The sequence below is a fragment of the Nocardioides sp. 616 genome (assembly GCF_002930065.1).
GTDB classification, from domain to species: Bacteria; Actinomycetota; Actinomycetes; order Propionibacteriales; family Nocardioidaceae; genus Nocardioides; species Nocardioides houyundeii.
In genome coordinates, this window is the sequence record NZ_POAG01000019.1 from 410791 (window position 1) to 422712 (window position 11922).

Annotated in this window: 13 protein-coding genes; 10 read left to right on the forward strand and 3 right to left on the reverse strand. The window is 70.9% G+C overall.

The annotated features are described in order from the left end of the window. Positions 1-4 precede the first annotated feature (4 nt). The 4 genes from dut to C5H89_RS13195 are packed head-to-tail and all read left to right on the forward strand — an operon-like array spanning position 5 to position 2295. Positions 5-502 carry a dUTP diphosphatase gene (gene dut / locus C5H89_RS13180; protein WP_240181862.1) on the forward strand — a complete coding sequence of 166 codons (498 nt, stop codon included), beginning with the start codon at positions 5-7 and terminating at the stop codon, positions 500-502. Continuing rightward, positions 499-1149, forward strand: coding sequence for a DUF3710 domain-containing protein (locus C5H89_RS13185; RefSeq protein ID WP_104107433.1), 651 nt, complete (start codon positions 499-501; stop codon positions 1147-1149). Before dut ends, C5H89_RS13185 begins: the two co-directional genes overlap by 4 nt. Position 1150: 1 nt before the next feature. Continuing rightward, positions 1151-1513, forward strand: a complete 363-nt coding sequence (locus tag C5H89_RS13190; RefSeq protein WP_104107434.1) for an OB-fold nucleic acid binding domain-containing protein — start codon at positions 1151-1153, stop codon at positions 1511-1513. Then, on the forward strand, positions 1510-2295 hold the full coding sequence (locus C5H89_RS13195; RefSeq protein WP_104107435.1) for a DUF3159 domain-containing protein: 786 nt from the start codon (positions 1510-1512) through the stop codon (positions 2293-2295). The genes C5H89_RS13190 and C5H89_RS13195 overlap by 4 nt, the downstream gene beginning before the upstream one ends. 16 nt (positions 2296-2311) lie before the next feature. Here C5H89_RS13195 and C5H89_RS13200 read toward each other — a convergent pair whose 3' ends face one another. Both C5H89_RS13200 and C5H89_RS13205 read right to left on the reverse strand, forming a co-directional pair. Further along, entirely contained in the window at positions 2312-2977 is a 666-nt protein-coding gene (locus C5H89_RS13200) for a TrkA family potassium uptake protein (protein ID WP_104107436.1), read from the reverse strand. 3 nt (positions 2978-2980) lie between these two features. Beyond that, a complete protein-coding gene (locus C5H89_RS13205) occupies positions 2981-3643 on the reverse strand; it encodes a TrkA family potassium uptake protein (RefSeq protein WP_104107437.1) in 663 nt (220 codons plus the stop codon). Between the two features lie 73 nt (positions 3644-3716). On the opposite strand from C5H89_RS13205, the gene C5H89_RS13210 reads away from it, so the two are divergent. Further along, positions 3717-5765, forward strand: coding sequence for an APC family permease (locus C5H89_RS13210; protein WP_240181851.1), 2049 nt, complete (start codon positions 3717-3719; stop codon positions 5763-5765). After that, positions 5762-6910, forward strand: coding sequence for a methyltransferase (locus tag C5H89_RS13215; RefSeq protein WP_104107439.1), 1149 nt, complete (start codon positions 5762-5764; stop codon positions 6908-6910). The genes C5H89_RS13210 and C5H89_RS13215 overlap by 4 nt, the downstream gene beginning before the upstream one ends. Positions 6911-6956: 46 nt before the next feature. On the opposite strand, the gene C5H89_RS13220 is transcribed toward C5H89_RS13215, so the two are convergent. After that, entirely contained in the window at positions 6957-7592 is a 636-nt protein-coding gene (locus C5H89_RS13220) for an endonuclease (protein ID WP_104107440.1), read from the reverse strand. 203 nt (positions 7593-7795) lie between these two features. On the opposite strand from C5H89_RS13220, the gene C5H89_RS13225 reads away from it, so the two are divergent. From C5H89_RS13225 to C5H89_RS13240, 4 genes are all read left to right on the forward strand, one after another. Continuing rightward, positions 7796-10621, forward strand: coding sequence for an aconitate hydratase (locus tag C5H89_RS13225; protein WP_104107441.1), 2826 nt, complete (start codon positions 7796-7798; stop codon positions 10619-10621). Between the two features lie 154 nt (positions 10622-10775). Beyond that, the gene (locus C5H89_RS13230; protein ID WP_104107542.1) at positions 10776-11072 is read left to right on the forward strand and encodes a thiamine-binding protein; all 297 of its coding nucleotides are present in this window, start codon (positions 10776-10778) and stop codon (positions 11070-11072) included. Positions 11073-11108: 36 nt separating this feature from the next. Continuing rightward, a complete protein-coding gene (locus C5H89_RS13235) occupies positions 11109-11513 on the forward strand; it encodes a secondary thiamine-phosphate synthase enzyme YjbQ (RefSeq protein WP_104107543.1) in 405 nt (134 codons plus the stop codon). A gap of 34 nt (positions 11514-11547) precedes the next feature. Further along, positions 11548-11919, forward strand: coding sequence for a hypothetical protein (locus C5H89_RS13240; protein ID WP_104107442.1), 372 nt, complete (start codon positions 11548-11550; stop codon positions 11917-11919). Positions 11920-11922 lie beyond the last annotated feature (3 nt).

Consider the following 11922-nt stretch of genomic DNA (forward strand, 5'->3'; position numbering starts at 1 on the left):
CGAGGTGCTGATCGTCCGGCTGGACCCCGACCTGCCGCCGCCCTCCTACGAGCATCCCGGGGATGCGGGAGCCGATCTCAGGACGACGGTCGACGTGCGGCTGGAACCCGGTGAGCGCACGCTGGTCCCCACCGGGATCTCCATCGCGCTGCCCTCGGGTTTCGTGGGTCTGGTGCACCCGCGGTCGGGGCTGGCCGCCAGGCACGGCCTCTCCGTGGTCAACACGCCCGGCACCGTCGACGCCGGCTACCGGGGTGAGATCAAGGTGCTGCTGGTGAACCACGACCTGCGTGAACCGGTCGAGCTGCGGCGCGGGGACCGGATCGCCCAGCTGGTCGTCCAGCGGGTCGAGCGCGCTCGCTTCGTCGAGGTCGGTGAACTCCCCGACTCGGTCCGTGGCGCCGGGGGCTACGGTTCTACAGGGGGCTTTCGCGCACCGGACCCGACGCCGGGCGGTCAACCCGCGTCAGGCTCCCCCCGAGACGTAGGAGGCAGGTCGTGAAGTTCCGTCGCAAGTCCGAAGCCGCAGCTGAGCCCCAGCACGCGGCCCAGGCGCCGCAGGAGCCCGGCGAGGCCGGTGACACCTCGGACTCCCAGCCCACGGCCGGCTCGGGCCCGTACGACCTCTCCGAGGTGCACGACGACCTCGAGCGGGTCGACCTCGGTGCCCTCCTACTGGCCCCCGCGCCCGGCTTCGAGCTGCGGCTGCAGGTCAACGAGGAGACCGGCGCGGTCCAGTCTGTGATGATGGCAGGTCCGGACGGGGCCATGGAGTTCCAGGTGTTCTCCGCCCCGCGCAACGGGGACCTGTGGTCCGACGTCCGGCCGCAGATCGCCGAGGACATCGCTCGCCGCGGTGGCTCCTCGGTCGAGCGCGAGGGGCGCTTCGGCACCGAGCTGGTGTGCCAGATGCCGGTCAAGCGGGAGGACGGCACCGACGCGGTTCAGCCCTCCCGCATCATCGGGATCAACGGGGCGCGCTGGTTCCTGCGGGTCTCGCTGCTGGGCCGGCCGGCCGTCGAGCCCGAGTCCGCCCAGGACTGGGAGGACGCCCTGGCACTGGTGGCGGTCCGGCGCGGTGACCAGGCGATGCCCGTGGGCCGGCCGCTGCCGTTCGTGCTGCCCGACAACGCCCGCCGGGCTCAGTGACATGGCGGTGCGCAGCCGGCTGCGTCGCAGCATCTCCCGATGGGCCGACAGCGGCGACCAGGAGGTGCGTGACCTCCGCGAGGCTCACGGGGGAGACGACGTGGCGCCGATAGGCCAGGCACCCGACCGCGAGCCCGTCCAGCTGCGCGGCACCCTGCGCACCGTGACCCTGCGTCCCCGAGGTGGGGTACCGGCCCTGGAGGCCGACCTGGACGACGGCACCGGCGTGGTGACCATCGTGTGGCTCGGCAGGCGCCGGATCGCCGGCATCGAGCCTGGGCGGGCGATGTCGGTGGCCGGCCGGATCGGGCTGCACGACGGGCGACGCATCATGTACAACCCGCGCTACGAGCTGATGCCGTGAGCGGAGGCGAGGCGGAGCAGGCGCCCGACCCCCAGCACCGCGACCAGCCCGACCCCCAGGCCGATTCCCTGCCCGGAGCGGACTCGGCGACCGAGACGGTCGAGGCGGTGGTGCGCCGCCAGCTCGCCCAGGCCCTGGGGGGTCGCCGCGGCATGGTCGAGGCGGCCGTGCCCACCATCTTGTTCACCGCCACCTGGCTGCTCGGCGACGACCTGCGGCTGGCGTTGACGGTCAGCATCGCCGCCGCTGTCGCGATGCTCGCCGTCCGGCTGGTCCAGCGTTCCACGGTGCAGTTCTGCGTCAACGCGCTGGTGGGGATCGGCATCGGCTGGTTCTTCGTCAACCGCGCCGCCGCTGCCGGCGGCTCAGCCGAGGACCAGGCGCTGGCGTACTTCCTGCCCGGCATCCTCTACAACGGCGGCTACGCGGTCGTGCTGGCGCTGACCTGCCTGGTCGGGTGGCCCGCGGTGGGCTTCATGGTGGGCAGCGTCACCGGCGATCCCACGGCGTGGCACCGGGACCGTCAGCTGGTGCGTCTGACGTCGCTGCTGACCTGGGTGCTGGCGGCTCCCTGCGTGCTGCGCGTCGCCGTGCAGACGCCGATCTGGCTGGCCGGTCACTCGGGATCCCTGGACCCGGACACTGCGGTGGCCACCCTGGGCCTGCTCAAGATCGGGCTGGGCTGGCCGCTGCAGCTGGCCACGCTGGCCCTGATGGTGTGGCTGCTGGCGCGCAACCACACCCCCGTCAGCGCCGGGAGCCCGGACCACCACGAGGACTGAGCGGCGCGGGGCTGTCTCAGTGCTGGTGCGGGGCGAGCATCTGCTCCAGCTCGGCCTCGGAGTCGGCGCCCACCACGAAGAGCAGCTCGTCCCCGGACTCCAGGGGCTGCTCGTCGCTGGGCGGGTAGACCTGCCCGTCGCGCAGGATGGTCACCAACGCGCAGTTCTCGGGGAACGGAACCAGGCCCGCCGGCTTGCCGACGTACGGCGAGTCGGCGGGCAGCGTCATCTCCACCAGGTTGGCGTTGCCCTGGCGGAAGGTGAACAGGCGCACCAGGTCGCCGACCGTGACGGCCTCCTCGACCAGGGCGGACATGATCCGGGGCGTCGAGACGTTGACGTCGACCCCCCACGCCTCGGTGAAGAGCCACTCGTTGTGCGGGTGGTTCACCCGGCCCACCGTCCGGGGGACGCCGAACTCGGTCTTGGCGAGCAGCGAGGTGACCAGGTTGGCCTTGTCGTCGCCGGTCGCGGCGATCACGACGTCGCACTTGTCCAGGCGCGCCTCCTCCAGCGAGGACATCTCGCAGCAGTCCGCGAGCAGCCACTCGGCGTTCGGCACCCGCTCCTGCTTGATCGCCTCGGGGTTGCGGTCGATCAGCAGCACCTGGTGCCCGTTCTCGATGAGCTCACGGGCGATGGAGCGTCCCACGGCACCCGCTCCGGCGATGGCCACACGCATGGCTCAGCCCTCCTCGGGTCCGCGGTTGATGGTGGCGTACGCGTCGGCCGCGTTCTCCTCGCGGATCACCAGGTGGAGGACGTCGCCCTCCTGGATCACGGTCTGGCGCATCGGCAGCATGCCCTCGCCCAGCCGGTCGATCCAGGCGATCCGGCTGCGGGTCTGCTCCTGGAAGTGGACGGTGCGCTGACCGATCCACGGCTCGGGGATCGGCACCTGGTCCAGCCGGATCGTGCCTGAGGGGTCGCGGAAGTCGGGCTCGGCGCCGGCCGGCAGGATCCGCCGCAGCACCTGGTCGGCCGTCCACTTGACGGTGGCCACCGTGGTGATGCCCAGCCGCTGGTAGACCTCGGCGCGGCGGGGGTCGTAGATCCGGGCCACCACCTGGTCGATCCCGAAGGTCTCGCGCGCCACCCGGGCCGCGATGATGTTGGAGTTGTCCCCGCTGGAGACGGCGGCGAAGGCGTCCGCACGACGGATCCCGGCCTTCTCCAGCACGGCCTGGTCGAAGCCGTAGCCGGTGACCTTGTCGCCGTTGAACGACGGGCCGAGCCGACGGAACGAGTCAGGCTCGCTGTCGATGACCGAGACGGTGTGGTTGCGGTCCTCGAGACTGCGCGCCAAGGTCGATCCGACCCGGCCACAACCCATGATCACGACATGCACAGCAGAACCGTATCCCAGTCCCGGGCGCGGGAGATCCAACACGGTTGGCTCGGGCGGGATAGCCTTTCGCCACGTGGGAATAGGCGATGTCTCGAAGCGGGTCCTGCTGGGTCGCAAGCTGCGCAGCTCGCAGCTGGGCGAGACGCTGCTGCCCAAGCGGATCGCGCTGCCGGTCTTCGCCAGCGACGCCCTCTCCTCGGTGGCCTACGCGCCTGACGAGATCTTCATCATGCTGGCGGTGGCCGGCGCCTCGGCGTACGCCTGGTCGTGGAAGATCGGGCTGCTGGTCGCCCTGGTGATGCTCACCGTGGTGGCCTCCTACCGACAGACGGTGCACGCCTACCCCTCCGGCGGAGGCGACTATGAGGTCGCGACCGTGAACCTGGGGCGCAATGCCGGGATCACCGTGGGCAGCGCCCTGCTGGTGGACTACGTGCTGACCGTGGCGGTCTCCATCTCTTCCGCCTCCCAGTACGCCGCGGGCGCCATCCCGGCCCTGGTCGGGCACGAGGCCACGGCTGCGGTGGTGGCGGTGGCGCTGCTGGCGGCGGTCAACCTGCGTGGGGTGCGCGAGTCGGGGACGTTCTTCGCGGTGCCCACCTACCTGTTCATGCTCGCCATCCTGGGGATGTGCGGCTACGGAGTGATGCGCCTGCTCGCCGGGGACCTGCCCGAGGCCGAAAGTGCCGACCTGGTCATCGAGCCGGCGGCGGGCTGGGAGGGCCCGTTGGGACAGGTGGCCCTGTTCTTCCTGCTGGCGCGCGCGTTCTCGTCCGGCTGTGCTGCGCTGACCGGGGTGGAGGCGATCTCCAACGGCGTGCCGGCCTTCCGCAAGCCCAAGAGCACCAACGCCGCCACCACGCTCCTGCTCCTGGGGCTGATCGCCATCTCGATGATGATGAGCGTCATCGTGCTGGCCAAGCAGATGAGCATCCGCTACGTCGACCCCCACGAGCTGGACCGGCTGCGCACGGCCGGCGGCGACGCACTGCCCGAGGGCTACGAGCAGCACCCGGTGATCTCCCAGATCGCCGCAGGCGTCTTCGACCACTTCCCGCCCGGCTTCTACTTCGTGGTCACCGTCACCGGGGTGATCCTGGTGCTGGCCGCCAACACCGCCTTCAACGGGTTCCCGGTGCTGGGCTCGATCCTGGCCCAGGACGGCTTGGCGCCGCGCTCCCTGGGGTCCCGCGGCGACCGGCTGGCCTACAGCAACGGCATCGTCTTCCTCGCGGTGCTGTCGATGCTGCTGATCTGGATCTTCGACGCCGAGACCACCAAGCTCATCCAGCTCTACATCGTGGGCGTCTTCGTCTCCTTCAACCTCAGCCAGCTGGGGATGATCCGGCACTGGACCCGGCACCTGCGCACCGAGCGAGACCCGGCGGCCCGACGCAAGATGGTGCGCTCACGCGCCATCAACACCTTCGGCCTGACGCTGACCGCGGTGGTGCTGGCGGTCGTGCTCCTGACCAAGTTCATCGCCGGCGCCTGGATCACGATCATCGCCATGCTGGTGTTCTTCCTGGTGATGCGCGCGATCGGCAAGCACTACGAGGAGGTCGAGCTCGAGCTCGCGGCGGACGAGCAGGACAAGGTGATGCCGACGCGGGTGCACGCGATCGTGCTCACCTCCAAGCTGCACAAGCCGACCCTGCGCGCGCTGGCCTTCGCCAAGGCCACCCGGCCCAACGTGCTCGAGGCGGTCTACGTCGACATCGACTCGCGAGCCACCAACCAGATGCTCCGCGAGTGGGACGAGCGCCGCCTCGACGTGCCGCTCAAGGTCCTGCACTCGCCGTACCGGGAGGTGGTCCGCCCGATCGTGGACTACGCGCTGGAGATCCGACGGGCGAACCCCCGCGGGGTGGTGGCCGTGTTCATCCCGGAGTACGTCGTGGGGCGTTGGTGGGAGCAGCTGCTGCACAACCAGACCGCGCTGCGACTCAAGGGGCGCCTGCTGTTCGCACCGGGCGTCATGGTGACATCGGTGCCTTACCAGCTGGAGTCCTCGCAGGCGGCCCGTGACCGGCGCCGCCGCGACGACCACCGGGTGAAGGCAGGAGACCTGCGTCGCGGACGCGTGGTCAGGGACGACGATCAGAATCAGGTGGGCAGATGACCAGAAGGCCACGCCAGCGAGCAGCGCGCGGTCGCTCGCGAGTGGGGGAGCGCTTCGAGGCCGAGGTCGGCCCGATCGCCCACGGTGGGCACTGCGTGGTGCGGGTGGTCGCGGATCCCGAGACCGACCCGGAGACCAGGCGGGTGGTCTTCACCCGGCACGCCCTGCCGGGGGAGCGGGTGGTCGTGGAGATCACCGAGGGCACCGAGGGTGATCGCTTCTGGCGCGGGGACGCGGTGGAGGTGCTCTCACCGGCGCCCGAGCGAGTGGTGCCGCCGTGCCCGTTCGCAGGACCGGGGCTGTGCGGGGGCTGCGACTTCCAGCACGTGAGGCTGGACCACCAGCGCGAGCTGAAGGCGACGGTGGTCCGCGAGCAGCTCGTGCGTCTGGCCGGCTTCGCCGCCGAGGACCCCCTGGTCTCGGGGCTCACGGTGGCCCCGGTGCCCGGGGACGTCAACGGCCTGCGGTGGCGCACCAGGACCCGGTTCGTGCCTCTGGCCGGAGGACGCATCGGGATGCGCAAGCACCGCTCGCACGACGTGGTGGAGATCGACGACTGCCTGATCGCCGCGCCCGGCGAGGTCGACCACACCGTCGCCGGACGCGAGTTCACCGTGGCTCCGGACGGGTTCTGGCAGGTCCACCCGGGTGCCCCCGAGCTGTTGGTGACCACGGTGCTGGACCTGCTGGACCCCCAGCCCGGCGAGTCGGTCCTCGACCTGTACGCCGGCGTCGGCCTGTTCGCGCGCTTCCTCGCCGACCGGGTCGGCGAGCGGGCCCGCGTGGTCGCGGTGGAGGGCGACGCGGACGCCGCCAGGCTCGCCCGCGGTCACCTGGCCGGCGTGGAGCAGGCAGCGGTCAGCGCGGGCAGCGTGGAGAAGGTGCTGGCGACCGAGTACGACGAGCCCTTCGACCTCGTGGTGCTCGACCCGCCTCGCGAGGGCGCCCGTCGCAAGGTGGTCGAGCAGGTGGTGGACCGGGCGCCGCGGGCGGTGGCCTACGTGGCGTGCGACCCCGCCGCCCTGGCTCGGGACCTGGCCATCTTCGCCGAGCACGGCTACCGGCTCGAGCAGCTGCGGGCCTTCGACCTGTTCCCGATGACCCACCACGTGGAGTGCGTGGCGCTCCTGCGCAGAGCCGGCTGACCTGCGCCGGGGCGTTTCGCGGCTCTGAAGGCGTCGCTGTGCCTCCTCAGGACCTCGGGACGTCGTCGAGGAGTGACTTGTCCCGAGCTGCGCGGACACAGGCGGCGACGAGCCGGGGGAGGTCCTGGCGGGGGACGAGGCCAGCCAGGTCCTGCGGTGCGGTGGGTAGACCGAGGCGCTGGGCGCCGCGGGCGGCGAGGTCGTCGACGTACGGCGCGACGTCGGGCCACACGGACTGGACCTCGCGGAGGAAGATCGCCGCGCCGGCCGGGCCGATCCCGGTGAACTCCTGCAGGGCCGCCGCGAGCGCGTTCGTGTCCTCGCAGTGATCGTGCATCCGGCGCAGGTCGCCGGCGTGGTCGCCGAGCACCTTGAGGGCCAGCTGGCCGAGCTGCCCGGCCGTGCGCTCGTCGTAGCGGCGGTAGCCGCCGCGACCGAGCGCGGCGACCAGCGACCGGCGAGGGAGGTCGCGGGTGCGCGGGGGCGTGGTGCAGCCGGCAGCGAACAGCTCGCGGGCGGTGGCCACGGCGACCTCCGAGCGGATCCGCGCCGAGAGCAGCAGGCTCAGCACGAGCAGCTGCCACAAGGGCGCGGGCTCGTCCGCCAAGGCGATGCCCGCGGCCTCGGCGTACGTCGTGCCGTGGCGGGTGAGGAGGGCTTGGACCACGTCAGCGTCGCTCATGGCGGGGCCTGTACCCACCCCCGGCGTGGATCACTGGTGGCACGGCGTCCAGCGAGCGGCCCGCCCTGTGGTGTATCTTGACGTCAAGAGATATTCTCGGGTTGCACCGGTCCGAGTTAGGCAGCCCTGTCTTCCCGTGTACGGGAGGGCGGCGGCAAGATGGACCGTGAGACACCCACAATCCCCGGTAGGAGACGCGACTGATGGTCAGTCAGGACAGCTTCGGTGCCAAGGGCACCCTGGACGTGGACGGGAAGTCCTACGAGATCTTCCGCCTCAACGCGGTGGCGGGTGACGGCCTCGACGTCGACTCCCTGCCGTTCAGCCTCAAGGTTCTCCTGGAGAACCTGCTGCGCACCGAGGACGGTGCCAACATCACCGCCGACGACATCCGTGCGCTCGCCGGCTGGGACGCGGACGCGGACCCCGACAAGGAGATCCAGTTCACCCCCGCCCGGGTGATCATGCAGGACTTCACCGGCGTGCCCTGCGTGGTCGACCTGGCCACCATGCGCGAGGCGATGGCAGAGCTCGGCGGCGACGCCACCAAGATCAACCCGCTGGCTCCCGCCGAGATGGTCATCGACCACTCCGTGATCGCCGACGTCTTCGGCACCCCGGAGGCGTTCGGCCGGAACGTCGAGATCGAGTACGAGCGCAACCGGGAGCGCTACCAGTTCCTGCGCTGGGGCCAGGGTGCGTTCGACGACTTCAAGGTCGTCCCGCCCGGCACCGGCATCGTGCACCAGGTCAACATCGAGCACCTGGCGCGCACCGTCTTCACCCGCTCCGTCAAGGGAGCCGACGGGACCGAGGTCCTCCAGGCCTACCCCGACACCTGCGTGGGCACCGACTCCCACACCACGATGGTCAACGGCATCGGCGTGGTCGGCTGGGGCGTGGGCGGCATCGAGGCCGAGGCGGCCATGCTCGGTCAGCCCGTGTCCATGCTGATCCCGCGCGTGGTCGGGTTCAAGCTCTCCGGCGACCTGCCCGAAGGGTCCACCGCCACCGACCTGGTGCTCACCATCACCGAGATGCTGCGCCAGCACGGCGTGGTCGGCAAGTTCGTGGAGTTCTACGGCCCCGGCGTCTCCGTGCTGCCGCTGGCCAACCGCGCCACCATCGGCAACATGAGCCCCGAGTTCGGCTCCACGATCGCGGTCTTCCCGATCGACGAGGAGACCCTGAAGTACCTCGAGCTCACCGGTCGGTCGAGCGAGCAGCTCGCCCTGGTGGAGTCCTACGCCCGCGAGCAGGGACTCTGGCACGACCCGTCGGCCGAGCCCCGCTTCTCCGAGCAGCTCGAGCTCGACCTGGCCACCGTGGTCCCCTCCATCGCGGGGCCGAAGCGTCCCCAGGACCGGATCCAGGTCACCGACGCCAAGCAGTCCTTCCGTGGCGCCCTGGCCGACTACGTCGTCGAGGGCGAGCAGGAGACCAGCGGCTACGACGAGGAGGTCGAGGAGTCCTTCCCCGCCTCCGACCCGCCCAGCCACAACGGCAACGGCTCTGCGGCGCCCACCGACCACCTCTCGGCCGCGCCGAAGGACGGCGGTCGTCCGAGCAGCCCGGTCCGGGTCACCCTCGAGGACGGCACCAGCTTCACCCTGGACCACGGAGCCGTGGCGATCGCCGCGATCACCTCGTGCACCAACACCTCCAACCCGTCGGTGATGATCGGCGCGGGGCTCCTGGCCAAGAAGGCCGTGGAGAAGGGCCTGCAGCGCAAGCCGTGGGTCAAGACCACCCTGGCGCCCGGCTCGAAGGTCGTCTCGGACTACTACGAGAAGGCCGGCCTCACGCCGTACCTCGACAAGCTGGGCTTCAACCTGGTCGGCTACGGCTGCACCACCTGCATCGGCAACTCCGGACCACTGATCCCCGAGGTCTCCGCCGCGGTGAACGAGAAGGACCTCTCGGTCGTCTCGGTGCTCTCGGGCAACCGCAACTTCGAGGGCCGGATCAACCCGGACGTGAAGATGAACTACCTGGCCTCGCCGCCGCTGGTGGTCGCCTACGCGCTGGCCGGCTCGATGGACGTCGACCTCTTCACCGACCCGCTGGGGCAGGACGCCGACGGCAACGACGTCTTCCTCGCCGACATCTGGCCCTCGCCGTCCGAGGTCGAGGACACCATCGCCGCGGCCGTCACCTCCGAGATGTTCGACAGCTCCTACTCCGACGTCTTCGCCGGCGACGAGCAGTGGCGGTCGCTGCCCACCCCCGAGGGCAAGACCTTCGCCTGGGACCCCGAGTCCACCTACGTCCGCAAGCCCCCGTACTTCGACGGCATGCCGGCCGAGCCCGTCCCGGTCACCGACATCGAGGGTGCGCGCGTCCTGCTCAAGCTGGGCGACTCGGTCACCACCGACCACATCAGCCCGGCCGGTGCCATCAAGAAGGACTCGCCCGCCGGCAAGTACCTGGCCGAGAACGGGGTGGCCCAGCGCGACTTCAACTCCTACGGCTCGCGTCGTGGCAACCACGAGGTGATGATCCGGGGCACCTTCGCCAACATCCGGCTGCGCAACCAGCTGGCTCCCGGCACCGAGGGTGGCTTCACCCGCGACTTCAGCGTGGCCGACGGCCCCGTCACCACGGTGTACGACGCCTCGGTGAACTACATCGCCTCCGGCACTCCGCTGGTCGTGCTGGCGGGCAAGGAGTACGGCTCCGGCTCCTCGCGTGACTGGGCGGCCAAGGGCACCTCGCTGCTGGGCGTCAAGGCGGTCATCGCCGAGTCCTACGAGCGGATCCACCGCTCCAACCTGATCGGCATGGGCGTCATCCCGCTGCAGTACCCCGCGGGCCAGAGCGCGGAGTCGCTCGGCCTGACCGGCGAGGAGACGTTCTCCTTCATCGGCATCGAGGCGCTCAACGAGGGCACCACGCCCCGCACGGTCAAGGTGAGGGCCGGCGACGTGGAGTTCGACGCGGTCGTCCGCATCGACACCCCGGGTGAGGCCAACTACTACCGCAACGGCGGCATCATGCAGTACGTGCTGCGCAACCTGCTGCGCGCCTGATCGATCCGCGTTCCCACGGCGGGGCCGGTCCGAGACTTCTCGGGTCGGCCCCGTTGTGGCGTCCTGGATCAGCGCGCCCAGCCAGAACACGTCGGTGAGCACCTCCGGTCCGGCGGCGGCTCGATCACCGCGGCAGCAGCGCTACCCTGACGTCATGATCGTCGCCATCAGCATCAGTCCCGCCAGCACGGAAGAGACCGGAGGGGTGGCCGCCGCGGTGGCCGAGGCGGTCCAGGTGATCCGCGACTCGGGTCTGCCGTGCGAGACCAACTCCATGTTCACCAACATCGAGGGGGAGTGGGACGAGGTGATGGCCGTGGTCAAGCAGGCAGTGTTCAAGGTCGCCGAGACCTCGCCCCGGGTCGGGCTGGTGCTCAAGGCCGACCTGCGCGCCGGCCACGACACCGGCGAGATGCAGGCGAAGGTACGTCGCCTGGAGGAGCATCTGTGAGCCCCCGGGATCTGTGAGGTCCCTAGGGTGGTCGCCATGGAGACGACCACCATCGAGTACGTGACCGGGGACTCCGAGCGCGTGCTCGACATCACCGACGACTGCACGGCGTTCGTGGCCGGGCGCGGGGACGGGCTGCTGCACCTCTTCGTGCCGCACGCCACCGCCGGTCTGGCCATCCTGGAGACCGGCGCGGGGTCCGACGCCGACCTGCTCTCCGCGCTGCGCGAGCTGCTGCCCGCCGACGACAGGTGGCGGCACCGTCACGGCAGCCCGGGGCATGGCCGCTCGCACGTGATGCCGGCCCTGGTCCCGCCGTACGCCTCGGTCCCGGTCGCCGCCGGGCGGCTGGCGCTGGGGACCTGGCAGAGCGTCTGTCTGGTCGACCTCAACGTGGACAACCCCCGGCGTCAGGTGCGGATGGACTTCCTGGCCAGATGAGGTGTCGAACACCTGTTCGACGTAGCATCGCCTCATGCCCACCCATGTCGCGCCGCCCGGCTGGCCCTCCGCGGTCCGCCCGCCGGACGCGCCCGACTGGGAGCGCACGGCCGTCAACTGGCTCTTCGACATCAGCCCGCCGGAGTACCGCGGACACCAGACGCTGCGACGCCACGTGGTGGTGCTGGCCCGCTTCGCGGTGCTGAACGTCGAGGCGCAGCAGGCCGCGTGCCGACGCGGTCTCAGTGAGGCGCGCGCCGACCTGCGCGACGTGACCGACCTGGACACCGTGGAGGCGGCAGTGGCCACGTGGCAGGCCGAGCAGGCCCGCCTGCTCGCCGTACGACGCGAGGTCGGGCTGGTCGAGGAGGCGCTTCGAGGCCGGCGCTTCGTGGCCCGGCTGTAGGTT